This window comes from Spirillospora sp. NPDC048823 (assembly GCF_043198445.1).
Taxonomy (GTDB): domain Bacteria; phylum Actinomycetota; class Actinomycetes; order Streptosporangiales; family Streptosporangiaceae; genus Spirillospora.
Window position 1 is genome coordinate 310,180 of the sequence record NZ_JBICUT010000005.1, and the last position, 18,883, is coordinate 329,062.

Below are 18,883 nucleotides of genomic sequence, written 5' to 3' on the forward strand. Positions count from 1 at the left end.
GATCTCGCACACACCGCGGCCTGGAAAATCTCTCTAACATCACGTAAACCACAAACGACTCGAAACCGTCATCGGTTCAGCTCCGGCCCGACCCGGCATGGCCGGACGGCGCCGCCATCCGGGGGCCCGCGGCGGGCGCACCGGCATCGGGCGCGCCGGCGTCGGGGGCGCCCGCGTCTGCGGTACTCGCGTCGGGGGTGCCGGAGTGAGCCTCGAAGTCGTCGACCATCCGGTGCACGAGCCCGGCCAGCCGCTCGCGCTCGGCGGGCGACCATTCGGCGAGGGCCCCCGAGATCCAGCGCCGCCCGGACGCGCGGATGGCCTCGACGGCCTCCAGCCCGGCGCCGCTGAGCCCGACCCGCAGGCACCGCCCGTCGTCGGGGTCGGGGACCCGCTCGACGTACCCGGCCCGCTCCAGCCGCTGGACCTGCCGGGTGACGTGCGGCGCCTCGACGGCCAGCCGGACGGCCAGCTCCCCCGGCCGCATGGGGCCCGCGTTCTCGGCGAGGGCGCGCAGCAGCGGCACGGCCGCGCGGTCGACCGGGACGCCGGCCGCGACCACGGTGCGGTCGTGCTGCTTGAACCGGGTCAGCATGTGCGCGACCCGGCTGAGCGCCCGCTCGATCTCCACGATGTCCGGCGGCACCGGTGATGACATGCCACCCAGCCTACCGTTCTACACTTACTTAACTTAAGTAACAAGATCGCCGATCGGCCGGCTCCCCCGGCGACCGGCCGATGGAGGTTCGATGACCGGCGCCCCGACCACGGCGCGCGAGACGGCCCGGCGCCCGCCCCCCGATCCCGGGCGCACCGGCCTCACCCTGGTCGCACTGGCGTTCGCCGGGATGTCCGTGGCGGTGCAGCAGACCCTGGTGCTGCCGATGCTGCCCCAGCTCATGGACCGCTTCGACGCCCCGATCACCGATGTGACATGGGTGTTCACCGCATCGCTGCTGGCCGGTGCGGTCGCCACCCCGCTGCTGACGCGGTTCGGCGACATGTACGGCAAGAAGCGGATGATCCTGCTCGCCCTCGCCCTGCTGCTGGCCGGCTCGGTGATCTGCGCGCTGTCGGGATCGCTCATCGTCCTGATCGCCGGACGCGCGCTGCAGGGCGTCTCGGCGTCGATGATCCCGCTGGCCATCGGCATGATCCGGGACACGTTTCCGCGCGAGCGGATCACCACCGCGATCGGCGTCGTCAGCGCCACCATGGGCGCCGGCGGCAGCGCCGGCATGATCGTGACCGGGCTGATCGCTGCCCGCACCGACAGCCACCGCCCGGTGTTCTGGATCGCCGGCGCGATGGCCGCGGCCGGGCTGGTGCTGGTGGGGACCGCCGCCCGCGACGTCGGCGTCCGCGCGGGCGGGCGGCCCGACTACCCGGGCGTGGCCGTCCTCGCCGCATGGCTGATCTGCCTGCTGCTCGGCATCAGCGAGGGCAACGCGTGGGGCTGGACGTCCGGCGGCGTCCTCGGCCTGTTCACCGCCGCCGCCGTGCTGTGCGCCGCCTGGGTCGTGATCGAGCTGCGGGTCCGCGCCCCGCTGGTGCGGCTGAACCTGCTCGTCGGCGCGCGGTCGCTGTCGGCCAACGTCGCCTCGGCGCTGCTCGGGTTCTCGATGTTCGCCTCGTTCACACTGATCGCGGGCTTCGTGCAGGCGAAGCCGGACGTGGTCGGGTACGGGCTGGACGGCTCGGTCCTGGACGTCGGGCTCTACATGCTGCCGAGTACGGTCACGATGCTGGCCTTCTCCTTCATGGCCGGGCGGATCGCCGCCTGGATCGGTCCCGCGTTCACGCTCGCCATCGGGTCGGCCTTCGCCGGGCTGTGCTACGCGTGGCTGGCGGTGTCGAACTCGCACGTGTACGACATGCTCGCGTTCAGCGCCATCCAGGGGATCGGGTTCGGCATCGCCTACGCGGCGCTCGGCACGCTCGCCATCCAGCACGTCCCGATGGACCAGAGCGGCATCGCCAGCGGCATCAACTCGCTCGTGCGCACCACCGGCGGCGGAATCGCCGGCGCGGTCACCGCGTCCGTCCTCGCCGGGCAGGTCATCGCCGGCACCGACGTCCCCACCCTCGCCGCGTACGAGCTGTGCTTCTGGGTCGTCGCCGCGGGCTCCGTCGTGGCCGCGATCGTCGCCCTCGCGCACGGGTTCCGCCACTCCGACTAGCAGGCCGGACGGCCTGGTTCGCCCCCTTGCTGCGGGGCATGCCGTACGCACGCCGGGCGCCCGTGCGGCGCGGGCCGGGCGGCGCGGGGCCTTGACGAACGGCACCCGCGCCATGCCCTATAGGGATGCGGCCCGATCGCCGAGCGGGCCGGAAGCAGCGGGCCAGGACACCCGACCGGGAGGACGACATGGGCGCCTACGCGGCCGCGTACGAACGCAGCATCGCCGATCCGACCCGATTCTGGGGCCTGGCGGCACGGGACGTGCGCTGGCTCGTCCCGCCCGACCGCGTACTGGACGACGGGGCGCCGCCGTTCTACCGCTGGTTCACCGGCGGTGAGCTCAACACCTGCGACAACGCGCTGGACCGGCACGTCGAGGAGGGACGCGGCGACCAGGCCGCGCTGATCTACGACAGCCCCGTCACCGGGACCGTCCGGACCTACACCTACGGCGAGCTGACCGGCCTCGTCGCCCGGTTCGCCGGGGCGCTGCGGGCGCAGGGGGTCGACCGCGGCGACCGCGTGGTCATCTACCTGCCGATGGTGCCCGAGGCGGTCGTGGCGATGCTGGCGTGCGCGCGGCTCGGCGCGGTGCACTCGGTCGTCTTCGGCGGGTTCGCGGCACGCGAGCTGGCCGTCCGCATCGACGACGCCCGGCCCAAGGCGGTCGTGTCGGCGTCCTGCGGCATCGAGGCGGGCCGGATCGTCCCCTACAAGCCGCTGCTTGACCGGGCGCTGGAGCTGGCGAAGCACAAGGTCGAGCGGTGCGTGATCCGGCAGCGCGAGCAGCTGCACGCCGACCTCGTGCGGCCGCGGGACGTCGAGTGGGACGAGGCCGTCGCGGCCGCCGAGCCCGCCGAGTGCGTGCCCGTCGCCGCCACCGACCCGCTCTACATCCTGTACACGTCGGGGACGACCGGGCGGCCCAAGGGCATCGTCCGCGACAACGGCGGGCACGCGGTGGCGCTGCGCTGGTCGATGGAGAACGTGTTCGGCGTCGGCCCCGGCGACGTGTTCTGGGCCGCGTCCGACGTGGGCTGGGTCGTCGGGCACTCCTACATCGTGTACGCGCCGCTGCTCACCGGCTGCACGACCGTCCTGTACGAGGGCAAGCCGGTGGGGACGCCGGACGCGGGCGCGTTCTGGCGTGTCGCGGCGCAGCACCGGGTGAAGGCGCTGTTCGCCGCGCCGACCGCGATCCGGGCCGTGAAGAAGGAGGACCCGGAGGGCGCGCTGCTCGCCGGGCACGACCTGTCCGCGCTGGACACGCTGTTCCTCGCCGGGGAGCGCCTGGACCCCGACACCTACCGGTGGGCGTCGCGCATCCTCGACCGGCCCGTCATCGACCACTGGTGGCAGACCGAGACGGGATGGCCGATCGTGGCGAACCTGCGCGGGCTGGAGCCGATGCCGGTCAAGCCGGGGTCCCCGTCGGTGCCGGTCCCCGGGTACGACGTGCGGGTCCTCGGCCCGGACGGCTCACCGGTCCCGCCGGGCGCCGACGGCGACATCGCGATCCGGCTGCCGCTGCCGCCCGGCACCCTTCCCACGCTGTGGCAGGACGACGAGCGGTTCGTCGAGTCGTACCTGACCAGGTTCCCCGGGCACTACCTGACCGGCGACGGCGGGCACGTCGACGAAGACGGCTACGTGTGGGTGATGGGCCGCACCGACGACGTGATCAACGTGGCCGGGCACCGGCTGTCCACCGGGACGATGGAGGAGGTCATCGCCTCCCACCCGGCGGTCGCCGAATGCGCGGTCATCGGCGTCCAGGACTCCCTCAAGGGGCAGGTCCCGCGCGGGCTGGTGGTGCTCAAGAGCGGCGTCCTGGCCGAGCCGGAGGAGCTGTGCCCGGAACTCGTCCGGATGGTGCGCGACCAGGTCGGGCCCGTCGCCTCCCTCAAGGAGGTCACGGTCGTTACGGCGCTGCCGAAGACCCGCTCCGGCAAGATCCTGCGGGGGGTGATGCGGGGCATCGCCGACGGGCAGGAGGTCTCCGTCCCGTCCACGATCGAGGACCCGGACGTCCTGGACACCCTGCGTCCCGTCCTGCGGAAGGCCCTGTAGCGCGCACCGTGCGCGCTACGAGTGGGTCCGCTTGGGCCAGAACGCCGCCACCAGGAACACGCCGACCACCGCCAGGAAGACCTGGAGGAGCGTCGCCCAGAAGCTCCAGCCGTCGCCCGCCAGGCCGAACAGCTGGGCCAGGCCCGTCCCGGCGAACGCCGCGACGATGCCGGCGCCGATGGTGAGCCAGACCGGCATGCTCTCCCTGCCCGGCGCGAGCAGCCGTCCCAGCACGCCGATGACCGCGCCCAGAACGACGGCCGCGGCGAGCCCCGCGATGGCCATGTGCGCCCCCTCACCCCGCCCGGCCCCCGGCGGCGAGACCGGTCACCGCACTCCCCTACCCGTGTCGTGATGGCCGACACGGGTACGGGACGATGTGCCGCCGCCGGAGCGCGGTGTCAGCGCACGACGATCGTGTGGCGTCCCCGGGCGACCAGTTCGCCGATGACCGGGGCGCCGGGGATCTCGCCGGCGATCAGCAGGCCGCCCGAGGTCTGCGCGTCGGCCAGCAGCAGCCGCTCCTCCTCGGCGATCCGGCGGAAGTCGGTGTGCGGGGACACCCACGCCAGGTTGCGCCGCGTGCCGCCGGGGACGAATCCGTCCCGCACGGCGGCCCGCGCGCCGTCCAGGTACGGCACCGCGGAGGCGTTCACGACGGCCGTGACGCCGCTCGCCCGCGCCAGCTTGTAGAGGTGGCCGAGGAGCCCGAACCCGGTGACGTCGGTGGCTCCGGTGACGCCGCGTTCCAGGGCCGCGAGCCCGGCCTCCGCGTTGAGCGCCGTCATGGTCTCGACCGCCTGCGGGAACACCACGCCGGTCGTCTTGTGGCGGGCGTTGAGGACCCCGATGCCGAGCGGCTTGGTCAGCGACAGCGGGAGCCCGGGGCGTGCGGCGTCCAGCCGCAGCAGCCGGTCCGGGTCGGCGACGCCGGTCACGGCCAGGCCGTACTTGGGCTCGGGGTCGTCGACGCTGTGGCCTCCGGCGATGGCGCAGCCCGCGAGCGCCGCCACGTCCCGTCCGCCGCGCAGCACCTCGCGGGCCAGTTCGGCGGGAAGCGCGTCGCGGGGCCAGCCCAGCAGGTTGAGGGCCATCAGCGGCACACCGCCGACGGCGTAGACGTCGGACAGCGCGTTGGCGGCCGCGATGCGGCCCCAGTCGTAGGCGTCGTCGACGACGGGCGTGGAGAAGTCGGCGGTGGACACCACGGCCCGGTCGTCCTCGATCCGCAGGACGGCCGCGTCGTCGCCGTCCGGGCCGCCCACCAGGAGGTCGTCGCCGCCGCCGGTGAGACCGGTCACGACCCATTCCAGCTCCGCCGGCGGGATCTTGGACGCGCAGCCACCGCCGTGCGCGTACTGCGTAAGGCGGGCGACGGGTGCGAGGCGGGTCACTGGAAGATTTAACGCACAATCATCGCAAATGATCAAGAAACGGACAGTATGGATCCGGTCACCGAGGGCCGAGCGCGGGGCCCGGCCGGCCGGGGAAAACACCGAACCCCTTGTCCGAACGACGTTCGGCATGGTGCGATTCAGCCTTAGCAAGTCATCACTTACATTCTAGGGGCGACCATGGGGATCCAGGAACAGCAGGCCGAACTCGACCAGGCCCTTTCGGGACGGACGATCTGCACCGTCCTCGCCGAGACCGCCGGGCGGCACGGCGACCTGCCCGCCTACTCCGAGCGCACCGGCGACGCGTGGAAGACGCTGACATGGGCCGAGACCCGGACCCGGGCGCTGGAGACGGCCGCCGGCTTCGCCGCCCTCGGCCTGGAGCCCGGCGACGTGGTCGCGCTGATGATGCCGAACCGGACCGAGCACGTCCTGGCCGACCTCGGCGCCGTCCACGCCGGCGGCACCCCCGCCACCGTCTACGCGACCCTCGCGCCCGACCAGATCGCGTTCGTCGCCGGTGACTGCTCCGCCAAGTACGCCGTCCTCAACGGCAAGGACCAGCTCGACCGCTGGCAGCCGGTGCTCGACCGCCTCCCCGGCCTCCGCAAGGTCATCGTCGTCGAGGCGGACGACTGCCCGGCCGGCGACCGCTACCTCACCTGGGACGCCCTCACCGAGCTCGGCCGCAGGGAACTCGCCGCCGCCCCCGCCGCCGTCGACCGCCGCTGGCAGGCCGTCAAGCCCGGCGACACCGTCACCCTCCTCTACACCTCCGGCACCACGGGCGACCCCAAGGGCGTCCTGATCACGCACTCGATGGTGCTGCACGAGGCGGCCATGGTGGAGCGCAGCTCGGTGCTGCCCGACCACCCGTCCGGCATCTCCTACCTGCCGTTCGCCCACATCGCCGACCGCGTCCTCAGCTACTACCTGCCGGTGCGGCTCGCGTCCCACGTCCACTTCTGCCCGGACCCGGCCCAGCTCACCGCCATCCTCGGCGCGGTGCGGCCGCACTCCTTCTTCGGCGTCCCCCGCGTCTGGGAGAAGATCATGGCCGGCATCCAGGCCGTCCTGTCCGCCGAGCAGGACGAGGCCAGGAAGCAGGCCGTCGCCGCCGCCCTCGACGCCGGCCGCGCCTACGTGACGGCCCAGGAGTTCGGCAACACCCTCACCCCCGAGATCACCGCCGCGTTCGAGAAGGCGGACCAGGCGGTCCTCACCCCCATGCGCGCCATGCTCGGCCTCGACCGCGTGGTGCAGGCGTCCAGCGCCGCCGCCCCCCTGCCCGTCGAGGTCGCCCGCTTCTTCGCCGGCCTCGGCCTGAAGATCTTCGACGCCTACGGGATGACGGAGACCACCGGCGCCGTCACCGCCAACCTGTCCGACTCCTTCAAGCTCGGCACGGTCGGCCGCCCCTTCGACGGCGTCGAACTGAAGCTCGCCGACGACGGCGAGATCCTCGTCCGCGGCGCCACCTGCACCCCCGGCTACCTGCGCCGCCCCGAGGCGACCGCCGACCTCATCGACTCCGGCGGCTGGGTCCACACCGGCGACGTCGGCCGCCTGGACGCCGACGGCTTCCTCACCGTCGTCGACCGCAAGAAGGAGCTCATCATCACCGCCGGCGGCGAGAACATCGCCCCGTCCATGATCGAGAACCACCTCAAGGAGCACCCGCTCATCGGCCAGGCCCTCGCCTTCGGCGACCGCCGCCCCTACGTCGTCGCCCTCATCACGCTCGACGGCGAGGTCGCCCCCGTCTGGGCCGCCGCCCACGGGATCGACACCACCGACCTCGCCGCCCTCGCCGACAACCCCCTCGTCCTCGACGAGGTCGCCAAGGCCGTCGAGGACGCCAACACCCGCCTCGCCCGCGTCCAGCAGGTCAAGAAGTGGCGGCTGCTGCCCGCCGAGTGGACCGCCGAGAGCGAGGAGCTCACCCCGACCCTCAAACTCAAGCGCCGCGTCGTCCACACCAAGTACTCCACGGCCATCGACGACCTCTACACCGGCTAAGATCACCGGCGGAGGCGTGTGAGCGCCTGGTGGCCTCCCCGGCCTTCAAAGCCGACGGTCCCGAGGATCTCGGGACGGCGGGTTCGATTCCCGTACGCCTCCGCCACTCCCCCTCCGGCCGCCGGTCATCGTCGATGAGACGGCGACCGCCGTCACGGAGCGTGTCCGTGACGGCGGCGGGCGGTGTACCGGCGAGCCGGAGCAGCGGCCGGCGGGAGTGACCGTCAGCCCTTCGGCTGCGGGGGCTCCTTCATGTTGAAGCGGACCTGGTCGCCGTCGACCGAGGTCACGGTGATGATCACCGGGTAGGCGCGGTCGTTGCCGTCCTTGACGGTGCATTCGATCGTGGTGCCGACCTCGCCCTTCAGGTCTTCGCCGCACTCGGCGGTGGCGGGGCCGATGCCGCCGTCGTCGAAGGGCGGGCCGAACTTCGCGACGATCTGCTCCTCCACCTTCTCGGCGGAGACGGTCTTCGTCACCCCCGCGTTCACCTCGCAGGCGGTGGTGGCCAGCACCAGGGCGCCGAACAGGGCGGGAACGAGCAGGAACTTGCGCATCGGTGTCTTGGCTCCTTGCGTTCTGTGGCGCCCCGTCCCTTGGGGGCGCGCTTTGGCACGTTCCGATCATCGATTCCGGGACGCCCCGCGGACCAGGGTGTCCAGTCCCGAGGAGAAAGGGATTGAAAACAGGACACAGCGGGCCGAACTTTCCGCTACTTGCGGGTATCCGGGGTACCGTCACGCCCATGGGGCGGATCACCGTGCGCAGGCCCGTGCTGCGGCTGGGCACCTCCGGGTCGCGGAGCCGCAGGCCCGACACGCTGGCCGTGGAGGAGCCGCTGGAGATCCGCGTCGCGGGCAAGCCGCTCACCGTCACGATGCGGACGCCCGGGCACGACTTCGATCTCGTCGCGGGTTTCCTGGCGGCCGAGGGCGTGATCGCCGGCGCAGGGGACCTGGCGACGATGCGCTACTGCGCCGACACCGACGAGCAGAACACCCTGGACGTCGCGCTCGCTCCCGGGATACCGGCACCCGACGACTCCATGACCAGGGCGTTCACGACGACGAGTGCGTGCGGGGTGTGCGGGAAGTCGAGCATCGAGGCGCTGCGCTCCGACCGGCCGTACGAGGTGCGCGATGATCCGGTACGGCTCACGCCGCACGTCCTGGCGGCGCTTCCGGAGCGGCTGCGCGAGGCGCAGCGGGTCTTCGACAGGACGGGCGGGCTTCACGCGGCCGGGTTGTTCGATGCGGGCGGTGACCTGCTCGCCGTGCGGGAGGACGTCGGGCGCCACAACGCGGTGGACAAGGTGATCGGATGGGCGCTGCGCCAGGGGCGGCTGCCGCTGGCGGGGAACGTCCTGATGGTGAGCGGGCGCGCGTCGTTCGAATTGACGCAGAAGGCGATGACGGCGGGCGTGCCGGTGCTGGCGGCCGTGTCGGCGCCGTCGTCACTGGCGGTGGATCTGGCCGAGGACGCCGGGATGACGCTCGTCGGGTTTCTGCGCGGAGAGACGATGAACGTCTACGCGGGAGCGGAACGAATCGCCCTGTGAGGGTCGAGAGTTATCACCCCGGGTCGAAAACCAGGCGGTAACTTGTTGGGCACGCCCCAAGACACGGCGGGCACCACCGGAGTTGACTCGTCCCCCAATGGATACGCGCGCGTGTGCTCACGCGGCGTGACGACGCGTGGAATAGAGGACCCGAATGGCGAGGCCCCTGACAGACGGCGGACCGGCGTCCGGGATCGACGAGCGCCATCCTCCGATCAAGCCTCGGCGCGTGTCCTTCGACTGGTCGCAGACACCGCTGCACTGGGTCCCCGGCGATCCCGTCGCGACCCACATCATCAACTCGTTCCACATCGTCCTGCCCGAGGGCGAGAAGTGGTTCATCCAGTGCGTGAAGGACGCCCGCCCCTACATCAAGGACGAGCGGCTCCAGGAGGAGATCCGGGGCTTCATCGGGCAGGAGATGGTGCACGCCCGCTCCCACCAGGGCGTTCTCGACCAGATCCTGGAGGCCAACGGGATCGACGTCTCCAGGATCACGGGCCCGGCGGCCAAGGGCAACGCCGACCGGCCCGCGCAGATGGCCGCGCTGAAGAAGAAGAACCCGCGGGCGTGGCGGCGGAGGCTGCGGTTCGAGCTGGCCGCGGTCGCCTCGATCGAGCACTACACCGCCGTCCTCGGCCAGTGGATCATGGACAACGACCGGTTCGAGAAGGCCGGGGTCGACCCGACCATGCTGGACCTGCTGCGCTGGCACGGCGCCGAGGAGGTCGAGCACCGGTCGGTGGTGTTCGACGTGTACAAGGCCGTCGGCGGCGGCTACGCCACGCGCGTCGCCGCCTGGGTGGTGTCGCTGTTCTTCCTGTACTGGGCCCTGATCGGCGGTTCCCTGTACCTGCTGAAGCAGGACCCGACCATCAAGAAGCGGGTGACGCCGCTGCGCGTCTACCGGTCGTACCGGCGGTCGGTCCGGCTGGGCCACGTGCCCGGCATCTTCAAGCTGCTGCTCGGCGAGGCGCCCGTCTACCTCAGGCCGAACCACCACCCGTCGAAGGTGTGCTCGACGCCGCGGGCACTGGACTACCTGATGCAGTCCCCCGCCGCGCGGGCCGCGGGCTACGACCCGTACTAGACCGCCGCCCCCCGCCGAGGGCCCGTACCGCCGCGCCGTACGGGCCCTCGGCCTCTGCCGCGGCGGGTCTCACCCCGCCGTCCCCCCTCGGCCGGGAGCGAACACCGCGTGGGGCTGAACACCGCGTCGGCTGAACACCGGCGCCCCGGGTACCCGTAGGGTGATCACTCACCGGGGAGGCGGTACCACATGGCGGACGCCGTGGTCGTCGGCGCGGGACCGAACGGGCTCGTCGCCGCCAACATGCTGGCGGACGCCGGCTGGGACGTGGAGGTCCTCGAAGCGCAGCCGGAGCCGGGCGGGGCCGTCCGCAGCGACCGGGGCGTCCATCCCGGCTACGTCAGCGACCTGTGCAGCGCGTTCTACCCGCTCGGCGTCGCGTCCCCCGCGATGCGCGCCCTGGAGCTCGAACGGCACGGGCTGCGCTGGCGGCACGCGCCCGCCGTCCTCGCGCACCCGCTGCCGGACGGACGCTGCGCCGTCCTCGAACGCGACGCGGACGCGACGGCCGACGGGCTCGACGCGCTCGGCGCGGGCGACGGCGAGGCGTGGCTGCGGCTCTGCGGGCTGTGGGACGAGATGGGGGAGGACGTCCTGCGCGCCCTGTTCACCCCGTTCCCGCCCGTCCGCGCCGCGCTCCCCCTGGCGGTGTCGGCACGGCGCGCGGGCGGGCTCCGCGTCATGCGCGACCTGCTGACGCCCGCGCGCACGTTCGGCGAGCGGGAGTTCACCGGACCCGGCGGCCCGCTGCTGCTCACCGGGTCGGCGCTGCACACCGACATGCTGCCGGAGACCACCGGCAGCTCGGTGTTCGGCTGGCTCCTCGCCATGATCGGGCAGCGGTACGGCTGGCCGGTGCCCGAGGGCGGCGCGGGCGAGCTGACGGCGGCGCTCGTGCGGCGGCTGGAGTCGCGCGGCGGACGCGTCCGGTGCGACACGCCCGTCGCGTCGGTGATCGTTCGCGGGGGCCGGGCGCTGGGCGTCCGCACCGCGTCCCGTGAGCCGGTGCGCGCGGTCAAGGCCGTGCTGGCGGACGTGGCCGCGCCCCTCCTCTACGGCGGCCTGGTCGACTGGTCCGACCTTCCGGGCTCGCTCCGCGCCGACATGCGGCGCTTCGACTGGGACCATGCCACCTTCAAGGTCGACTGGGCGCTGTCGGGCCCCATCCCCTGGGCGTCCCCCGGCGCGGCGCGGGCCGGGACCGTCCACCTGTCCCCCGGCATGGACGCGCTGAGCGACTACAGCGCGCAGCTCGCCACCGGCCGCGTCCCGTCCGAGCCGTTCGCGCTCCTCGGCCAGATGACGACCGCCGACCCCTCCCGCTCCCCCGCCGGAACCGAGTCGGTCTGGGCCTACACCCACGTGCCGCACCGGGTGAAGGCCGACGCGGGCCCCGACGGCATCACCGGAGCCTGGGACGAACGCGAGCGGACCGCCATGGCCGCGCGCATGGAGGACGTCGTGGAACGACTCGCGCCCGGCTTCCGCTCCCGGATCACCGGCCGCCGGGTCACGGGGCCGCCCGCGTTCCAGGAGCACAACGCCAACCTGCTGAACGGCGCCCTGAACGGCGGCACGGCGATGCTCCACCAGCAACTGGTGCTCCGTCCCGTCCCCGGCCTCGGCCGCGCCGAGACGCCGGTCGCCGGCCTGTACCTGGCGTCCGCGTCCGCCCATCCCGGCGGCGGTGTGCACGGCGCCTGCGGCGCCAACGCCGCCCGGGCCGCCCTCGTCCACGCCTCCCCGGCGGGCCGCCTCCTGACTCCCGCCCTCGGCGCATTGAGCCGCCTCCTCGCCCCCTAACCCGTGCAGGGGTTTACCGCCGCGGGGTTTTCCCGGCGGCCGGAACATGCGACCTTGGCAGGACAAGCCCGGCGACCGGCCCCCGCCCCCGGCGGCCGTCGTCCCACGGGCCCCGAACCGGCACCGGAGCGTGAGGCATGCGGATTCGCGACATCCTGCGGAGGAAGGGAGACACGGTGGCCACGGTGCGGCCCGACGCCACCGTGCGGCAGCTGCTCGCCGTCCTGGCGGAGCACAACATCGGGGCGGTGGTGGTCTCGCCGGACGGCGCGTCGATCGCCGGCATCGCCTCCGAACGCGACGTCGTGCGGTCCCTGCACGAGCGCGGCGCGGCGCTGCTCGACCGCCCCGTCTCCGACATCATGACCGTGGAGGTGCGCACCTGCGGCCCCGCCGACAAGGTGGAGGACCTGCGCCACGCCATGACCGAGCACCGTTTCCGGCACGTGCCCGTCACCGAGGACGGACGCCTCGTCGGGATCGTCAGCATCGGCGACGTGGTCAAGAGCGCCATCGACGAACTGGAGAGCGAACGCGAACATCTCGTGGACTACATCCAGCGGGCACCGTAGGGGTTCCGCCGCTCCCGGGTCAGACGTAGGCGGGAAGGAGACGGCCGGCCGGAGCCGACTCGGCCTCGCGGTAGGCCTGGGCCAGGCGTTCCACGGCCAGGCGGAGCGTGTCCGGCGGCAGGACGTACGGCAGCCGGACATAGTCCTCCAGGACGCCGTCCACGCCGAACACCGGGCCGGCCACGACCCGGACGCCGAGCCGCTCGGCCGCCTCCGCGAGCGCGGAGGCGACCGGTGCGCCGAGCCGCGCCCACAGCGACATGCCGCCGGCGGGCAGCCGGAACTCCCAGCCCGGCAGACGCTCGCGCAGTGCCCCGGCGAGCGCGTCACGGCCGCGCAGCAGGCTCTCCGCCCGCTCGGCGCGGACCTCGTCCACCCGCAGCAGCAGCTCCCGGACGATCAGCTGGTCCAGTACCGGGCTGGCCATGTCGGACGATTCGCGGGCCAGCACCAGGCGGCGGGCCATCGGCGCGGTCGTGCGGATCCAGCCGATCCGGAGGCCGCCCCACATCAGCTTCGACGCCGAGCCGATGGTGACGACGCGTCCGCCTGAGTCGAAGGAGGCCAGCGGCGGCTCGCGCGGCGCGTCCGGGTCGTGCCCCAGCTCGGCGAAGGTCTCGTCGACGACCAGGAGCGCGTCGGCGCGTCGGCCGGCGTCGACGAGCGCGGCCCGGTCGGCGGACGCCATCAGCAGCCCGGTCGGGTTGTGGAAGTCGGGGATCGTGTACGCCATCCGGACGGCGGCCTGCCGCATGGCGCCCGCGGCGAGCTCGACGTCCCAGCCCTCGTTGACGCCGACGGGGACGAGCCGGGCGCCGCGGCGGCGCAGCCCCTCCAGCGCGTGCGGGTAGGTGGGACGCTCGACCATGACGGCGTCACCGGCCTCGATGAGGGCCTGTGACAGCAGCGTGAGCGCGTGCTGGGCGCCGGTGGTGACGATGATCTGGTCGGACCGGGTGGGGACGCCGCGCGCCGTGTACCGGTCCGCGATGACCTGGCGCAGGCTCGCCAGCCCGGCGGGCTCGTAGCCGGGGCCGGAGCTGTAGCGGGGCAGTTCGTCGACGGCGGCGGCGACGGCCTCGCCGAAGACCGCCGGGGCGCCGGGGGTGGCGCAGCCGAGATCGATGAACGCCGGGTCGTCGGGTACCGGGTGCGCCTTGCCGAACCGGCCGCCGGGCGGCGTGCTCCGCGTCTCGGCCGGCGACATCCGAATCGGCGGCAGGACCGTCCAGCTTCCCGCGCCCTGGCGGCTCTCGATGTAGCCCTCGTCGCGGAGCCGGTCGTAGGCGGCGGTCACGGTGGTGCGGCTGACGCCGAGGGCGGCGGCCAGGTCGCGTTCGGCGGGCAGCCTGGTCCGCAGCGCGAGCCGCCCGTCCAGGACGAGGGCGCGCACCGACCGGGCCAGCGCCGCGTAGACGGGGCGTTCGCGCGACACGTCCCCCAGCAGCCGGGCCAGATGCGGTCCGCTCACGTATCGAGTGCTCACCTAAGCCACTTTCGCATATTGGCCCTATAGAAACCAGTCCACTCGGGCCAAGGTATGCAGGAAGATGGCCGGTTCTGAGTGAAGGAGCGAATAATGGCCTTGATGGCACGCCGTCTGGTGCAGCTTTATATCGGATTGGCCCTGTACGGGCTCGGGATCGCCCTGCAGGTGTCGTCGGGCCTCGGGAACGACCCGTGGGACGTCCTCCACCAGGGCCTGTCCCGGCGTTTCGGCCTGTCGATCGGCGCCTGGATCATCATCGCCGGCGCACTGGTGATGCTCGCGTGGATCCCGCTGCGGCAGCGGCCCGGCACCGGGACGATCAGCAACGTCGTCCTCATCGGCGTCTTCGCGGACCTGTTCCTCTGGCTGCTGCCCACCCCGGAGGCGCTCGGCGTGCGCTGGGCGTACCTGGTCACCGCCGTCCTGGTGGGCGGTTTCGCGACCGGCTGCTACATCGGCGCCGGGCTCGGTCCGGGCCCGCGCGACGGCCTGATGACCGGGATCGCGGCGCGGGGTCACTCCCTCCGGGTGGTCCGGACGGGGATCGAGCTGACCGTGCTGGCCACCGGCTGGCTGCTCGGCGGCACCGTCGGCATCGGAACCGTCCTGTACGCCGTCGCGATCGGCCCGCTGACGCACGTCCTGCTGCCCGTGCTGACGATCAAGCCCCGCGTCTCCGAGCCGGCCCCGAGCCCCGAACCCGAAGCCGCCCGCGCTTGATCGTTCAGCGCTCGGCGGCCAAGGTGGCGAGGACGGAGGAGAACTCCTCCGGCAGCACCAGCGAACCGCCCTCGTAGCGGGTCTCCAGGTAAGACAGCTCCCCGGCGCGCCACCAGTACAGGTGCGGGCTGAGGGAGCCCGGCCCGTCCTCGTAGGCGCGGTGGGCCTGGGCCTGCAACTCGTTGGCCGCCGCCACGGCCGCGCGGTAGCGGGCCCTCGGGCAGCCCTCGTTGATGCGGAGCGGATGCGCGACGATCAGGCTGCGGTTCGGGGCGATGACCAGCGCGCCGTACGGCCCGATCGGCAGGTACTCCTCCAGCCAGGCCAGGTGGGTCACGGCGTAGAACGTCCATCCGTGCAGGACCGAGACGCGGACGCCGCCGAGGTCCTGCTCGTCCACCTGGAGCGGCCCGTCGGCGCGGACGTTGGAGCGGCCGAGCATGAACAGCGCGTCGCCGGAGACCGGCCAGCCGTTCATCTCGTCGGTGCTGACGGTCCGGACGGAGGTGGGCGTGTCGACGACCACGACCTCGATCAGGCCGGGTGCGAACGACCGCGCCGCCAGCACGCCGTTGTCGGCCTCGGCGGGGTAGATGCGGGTGCGCAGCAGATGCTGGGCGAGGTCGAAGTCGCTCAGGTCGAGCGGCTCCTCCATCGCCGTGACGATCGTGGTGACATGGTCGGACACCAGCGCCGGCCAGTCGTCGCGGGGCACCAGACGGGCGAGCTGGCGCAGGTCGCGCATGCTCACCGGCAGCCGCTGGGCGCCCTCCAGCAGCATGATCTCGCCGGGCGCGCGGTGGCAGGAGTAGCCGAGGCTCTCGGCCACCAGCACCAGCAGCGAGTCGAGGGTCCCGTCATCCGCGGGTTCGGGACGGGCGTGGCGGCCTCTCATCGCGCACCTCCCGGCGCTCGAAGGGTGAGCGCGGCCGCGTCCGGGGGGCCCAGTGCGGTCGTGTCGAGCACGGCGAAGGCGCCGAGTTCCAGTGTGCGCTGGTGCGGGCCGTGCCCGGCGGGGACGCCCGCCAGGACCGGGACGCCGAGCGGCCCGAGCCGCGCGGCGAACACCGAGTCGAGTTCGGCGGGGTCGCCGCAGTCCCGCCAGGAGCCGAGCGCGATCCCGGCCGCGCCGTCGAACCATCCGGCCTGGAGCAGCTGGACGAGCATGCGGTCGATCCGGTACGGCGCCTCGGCCACGTCCTCCAGGAAGACGATGCGGCCCGCGGCGGGCGGCGGTGCGTACGGGGTGCCGAGGAGCGCCGCGAGGAGCGACAGGGTGCCGCCGGTGAGCGGACCCTCCGCGCGGCCCGGACGCAGCGCGTGCGTGCCGGGCAGTGCCACCGGGCCGCCGAACAGCGCGGCGCGGAGACCGTCCAGCGTGCCGTCGGGACCGCCGTTCGACAGTGCGGGGCCCAGGTCGGCGATCACGCCGGCGGGCATGGGTCCGAACGACGTCGTGACGGAAAGGCGCGTTCCAAAAGCGGCGTGCAGGGCCGTGATGTCGCTGGAGCCGTGCAGGATCTTCGGGCCGCCGCCGGACGCCGCGGACGCCTCCGCCGCGGCGCTCAGGGCGTCCCAGTCGAGATGGTCGAGGACGCGGGTGGCGCCGTAGCCGCCGCGCGCGCAGATCACCGCGCGGACGCGCGGGTCGCACCAGGCGGCCTGGAGGTCGGCGGCCCGGTCGGCGTCGCCTCCGGCGAGCCGGTGCCAGTCGTCGCGGACGGGGCCCGGCGAGCCGAGGTTGACTCGGTCGAGGGCGTGCTTTCCGACCACCGCGTCAAGGCCCAGGTCACGGAGAACGGCGCAGCCCGCCTCCAGGCGGGCGGGCTCGGCGGGGCCGCTCGGGGCGACGACCGCGACCCTGTCGCCGGGTCGCAACCGCCTATACCTGCGGGTTTGTCGCGTTCGCGGCAGTCCGTCGGGCATGCCGACGGCGGGCGCGTCGGCCGGTCCCTGGACCGCCTTCGCGCGGGCGCCCCCGCTTTTCAACCCGATCCCTCCTCGCACCGCGACGGATAGAGCTTGTCAGGATCCGGACGCCAGTGGAAGAGGCGCACGGTCACGACCCGCCAACAGATCATCGCCCGGTGCCGAGCGCGATGCCGGCGAGCCGCGGCAGGGTCTCGCCGACCGGCCGGCGCAGTACCGCGTCGGCCAGCCCATCGTACGGCGTCTCCTCCGCGTTGATGATCGCCAGGCGGGCGCCGTGGTCGACGGCCTCCAGACACAGCCCGGCGGCCGGCTGGACGGTCAGCGACGTGCCCACGGCCAGGAACAGGTCGCAGGAGCGCGCCGCGCTGACCGCCGCGTCCAGGACGTCCCGGTCCAGCGCCTGGCCGAACGAGATCGTCGCGGACTTCTGGATGCCGCCGCACTCCACGCACGGCGGGTCGTCCTCGCCCGCGTCGAGCCGCTTGAGGACCTCCGGCATCGGGGTGCGCAGGTCGCAGGACAGGCAGACGGCGTCCCGCACGGTGCCGTGGAGCTCGATGACCGCCGCGGCGCCCGACCCGGCGCGCTGGTGCAGTCCGTCGATGTTCTGGGTGATCAGGGCGCGGAGCCGTCCGGCCCGCTCCAGTTCGACGAGGGCGGCGTGCGCGGCGTTCGGCTCGGCGTCCCACAGCGGGTTGTCGCGCCGGAACCGCCAGGCGCGGCGCCGCACCTCCGGGTCGGCGAGGTAGGCGCCGATCGTGGACATCGCCTCCGCCGCCGGGTCCTTCGTCCAGACGCCCTGCGGACCGCGGAAGTCCGGGATGCCGCTGTCGGTGGATATCCCGGCGCCGGTGAGGACCGTGATCGCCTCGGCCTTCGGCAGAAACTCGGCGAGCGTCAGGGGAGCGTCCACCCTTCCCATGGTAGATGCCGGGCGGCACCGCACGTTCCGGCCGGGTCCGAACGGGTCGGCCCTGTCTAACAGATGGATATCGGTCGGCCCTTACGGAGGGTCACGGATGGAGCAGACCTCAAAAGGTGACAAACTTGGCCCCGTATGAGGTCGACGCCGCACATCCTGGTGATCAACGGCACCAAGGTCCGCCGCCCGGTGTTCATCCTGGGCGCGCCGCACTCGGGTGCGGGATTGCTGGCGCGCGCGGTCAAGCGCTCCCCCGGCTTCCATCTGACGACGGGCCGTCCCGGTGTACTGCGCGTCACCTACGCGTTCGCCCGGCAGCCGTCGATCGCGACGGAGCGCGGGAAGGGCGCGGCGCGGGTGCTCCGCGACGCCTACGCCGAGGCGTGGCTGGTCTCCGCCCGCGCCTGCGCGGAGTGCCCGGACGAATGCCGTGAGCTGGCCGGACTGCCGCCGCGGCAGCCCGCCGCCGACCGTCCCGGGCAGGGCGGCGACCTCCCGGAGCCGTGCGTCGAGCCGCGCGGGCTGGCCCGGTTCGCCGACGCGTCCCCCGACCTGATCTACAGCACCGACGTGCTGCTGGACGCCTTCCCCGACGCCCAGCTCGTCCAGGTGATCCGGGACGGCCGCGACGTCGTCGCCGACATGCTGGACGACGAGCGCTGCCTGGCCTGGTTCAAGCCGGGCCTGGCCAACCTCGACACGGTGTTCCCCAACCCGTTCCTCGGCGTCGAGGACCATACCGAGCGGAACCGGTGGCCGCGCGCCGCGACCGCCGTCAAGTGCGCGCTGCGCTGGCGGGGCTCGGTGCGGCTGAGCGCGAAACTCCGCCTGCAGGTCCCGGAGGACCAGCTGTTCACCGTCCGTTACGAGGAACTGGTGGCCGGCCCGCGCCGCGTGGGCGCGGAGCTGTCGAGGTACCTGGACGCCCCGCTGTCCAGGACGGCCCTGTCGGGGCTGGTCCGCGTCGGGGCGCCGGACCCCGGCCACGGTGTCGGCGCGTGGCGGGACCGCCTGACCCCGCGGCAGGCCGCCCAGGTCGAGAAGGTCGCCGGGACCGAGCTGCGGCGGCTCGGCTACCAGCTCGGCTCCGGCATCTGAGACCGCCGGGCGGCCGGCCCGGCCGGCGCCG

The 18,883-nt window shown here is 73.3% G+C and carries 17 protein-coding genes and 1 tRNA gene; 10 read left to right on the forward strand and 8 right to left on the reverse strand.

Annotation, left to right across the window (positions count from 1 at the left end; all coding sequences use genetic code 11):
* Positions 1-76: 76 nt before the first annotated feature.
* A complete protein-coding gene (locus tag ACGFK0_RS14885) occupies positions 77-658 on the reverse strand; it encodes a MarR family winged helix-turn-helix transcriptional regulator (protein ID WP_392904808.1) in 582 nt (193 codons plus the stop codon).
* A gap of 91 nt (positions 659-749) precedes the next feature.
* Here ACGFK0_RS14885 and ACGFK0_RS14890 point away from each other — a divergent pair, with 91 nt between their 5' ends.
* Together ACGFK0_RS14890 and ACGFK0_RS14895 are read left to right on the forward strand one after the other, a co-directional pair.
* Positions 750-2,180: an MFS transporter gene (locus ACGFK0_RS14890; protein WP_392904811.1), complete on the forward strand. Its 1,431-nt coding sequence runs from the start codon at positions 750-752 to the stop codon at positions 2,178-2,180.
* Positions 2,181-2,305: 125 nt separating this feature from the next.
* The gene (locus ACGFK0_RS14895; protein WP_392904814.1) at positions 2,306-4,252 is read left to right on the forward strand and encodes a propionyl-CoA synthetase; all 1,947 of its coding nucleotides are present in this window, start codon (positions 2,306-2,308) and stop codon (positions 4,250-4,252) included.
* A 15-nt stretch (positions 4,253-4,267) separates the two neighbouring features.
* On the opposite strand, the gene ACGFK0_RS14900 is transcribed toward ACGFK0_RS14895, so the two are convergent.
* Both ACGFK0_RS14900 and selD read right to left on the reverse strand, forming a co-directional pair.
* On the reverse strand, positions 4,268-4,537 hold the full coding sequence (locus ACGFK0_RS14900; RefSeq protein WP_392904817.1) for a GlsB/YeaQ/YmgE family stress response membrane protein: 270 nt from the start codon (positions 4,535-4,537) through the stop codon (positions 4,268-4,270).
* A gap of 116 nt (positions 4,538-4,653) precedes the next feature.
* On the reverse strand, positions 4,654-5,646 hold the full coding sequence (gene selD, locus ACGFK0_RS14905) for a selenide, water dikinase SelD (RefSeq protein WP_392904819.1): 993 nt from the start codon (positions 5,644-5,646) through the stop codon (positions 4,654-4,656).
* A 180-nt stretch (positions 5,647-5,826) separates the two neighbouring features.
* On the opposite strand from selD, the gene ACGFK0_RS14910 reads away from it, so the two are divergent.
* Both ACGFK0_RS14910 and ACGFK0_RS14915 read left to right on the forward strand, forming a co-directional pair.
* Positions 5,827-7,668 carry an AMP-dependent synthetase/ligase gene (locus ACGFK0_RS14910; protein WP_392904820.1) on the forward strand — a complete coding sequence of 614 codons (1,842 nt, stop codon included), beginning with the start codon at positions 5,827-5,829 and terminating at the stop codon, positions 7,666-7,668.
* 10 nt (positions 7,669-7,678) lie between these two features.
* Positions 7,679-7,774 (forward strand) — tRNA-Sec (locus ACGFK0_RS14915).
* Positions 7,775-7,892: 118 nt separating this feature from the next.
* Here ACGFK0_RS14915 and ACGFK0_RS14920 read toward each other — a convergent pair.
* Positions 7,893-8,225, reverse strand: coding sequence for a DUF4333 domain-containing protein (locus ACGFK0_RS14920; RefSeq protein ID WP_392904822.1), 333 nt, complete (start codon positions 8,223-8,225; stop codon positions 7,893-7,895).
* Between the two features lie 188 nt (positions 8,226-8,413).
* Between ACGFK0_RS14920 and fdhD the strand changes: the two genes are divergently transcribed.
* The 4 genes from fdhD (at position 8,414) to ACGFK0_RS14940 (ending at position 12,691) form a co-directional block, all read left to right on the forward strand.
* Positions 8,414-9,226: a formate dehydrogenase accessory sulfurtransferase FdhD gene (gene fdhD, locus ACGFK0_RS14925; RefSeq protein ID WP_392904824.1), complete on the forward strand. Its 813-nt coding sequence runs from the start codon at positions 8,414-8,416 to the stop codon at positions 9,224-9,226.
* A 154-nt stretch (positions 9,227-9,380) separates the two neighbouring features.
* Positions 9,381-10,316 (forward strand): metal-dependent hydrolase, encoded by a 936-nt coding sequence (locus tag ACGFK0_RS14930; protein WP_392904826.1) that lies wholly within the window; start codon positions 9,381-9,383, stop codon positions 10,314-10,316.
* 189 nt (positions 10,317-10,505) lie between these two features.
* Complete coding sequence (locus tag ACGFK0_RS14935; protein ID WP_392904828.1) at positions 10,506-12,119, forward strand: phytoene desaturase family protein; 1,614 nt, start codon at positions 10,506-10,508, stop codon at positions 12,117-12,119.
* A 137-nt stretch (positions 12,120-12,256) separates the two neighbouring features.
* The gene (locus tag ACGFK0_RS14940; RefSeq protein ID WP_392904830.1) at positions 12,257-12,691 is read left to right on the forward strand and encodes a CBS domain-containing protein; all 435 of its coding nucleotides are present in this window, start codon (positions 12,257-12,259) and stop codon (positions 12,689-12,691) included.
* Between the two features lie 19 nt (positions 12,692-12,710).
* Here ACGFK0_RS14940 and ACGFK0_RS14945 read toward each other — a convergent pair whose 3' ends face one another.
* The gene (locus ACGFK0_RS14945; protein ID WP_392904832.1) at positions 12,711-14,177 is read right to left on the reverse strand and encodes a PLP-dependent aminotransferase family protein; all 1,467 of its coding nucleotides are present in this window, start codon (positions 14,175-14,177) and stop codon (positions 12,711-12,713) included.
* A gap of 93 nt (positions 14,178-14,270) precedes the next feature.
* Here ACGFK0_RS14945 and ACGFK0_RS14950 point away from each other — a divergent pair, with 93 nt between their 5' ends.
* Positions 14,271-14,900 (forward strand): YitT family protein, encoded by a 630-nt coding sequence (locus tag ACGFK0_RS14950; RefSeq protein WP_392904835.1) that lies wholly within the window; start codon positions 14,271-14,273, stop codon positions 14,898-14,900.
* Between the two features lie 4 nt (positions 14,901-14,904).
* Here ACGFK0_RS14950 and ACGFK0_RS14955 read toward each other — a convergent pair whose 3' ends face one another.
* From ACGFK0_RS14955 to ACGFK0_RS14965, 3 genes are all read right to left on the reverse strand, one after another.
* On the reverse strand, positions 14,905-15,795 hold the full coding sequence (locus ACGFK0_RS14955; protein ID WP_392904838.1) for a hypothetical protein: 891 nt from the start codon (positions 15,793-15,795) through the stop codon (positions 14,905-14,907).
* Positions 15,792-16,778: an LD-carboxypeptidase gene (locus tag ACGFK0_RS14960; protein ID WP_392904840.1), complete on the reverse strand. Its 987-nt coding sequence runs from the start codon at positions 16,776-16,778 to the stop codon at positions 15,792-15,794. The genes ACGFK0_RS14955 and ACGFK0_RS14960 overlap by 4 nt, the downstream gene beginning before the upstream one ends.
* A gap of 199 nt (positions 16,779-16,977) precedes the next feature.
* Positions 16,978-17,745 (reverse strand): NAD-dependent deacetylase, encoded by a 768-nt coding sequence (locus tag ACGFK0_RS14965; protein ID WP_392904843.1) that lies wholly within the window; start codon positions 17,743-17,745, stop codon positions 16,978-16,980.
* A gap of 144 nt (positions 17,746-17,889) precedes the next feature.
* Between ACGFK0_RS14965 and ACGFK0_RS14970 the strand changes: the two genes are divergently transcribed.
* A complete protein-coding gene (locus ACGFK0_RS14970; RefSeq protein ID WP_392904845.1) occupies positions 17,890-18,852 on the forward strand; it encodes a sulfotransferase family protein in 963 nt (320 codons plus the stop codon).
* Positions 18,853-18,883 lie beyond the last annotated feature (31 nt).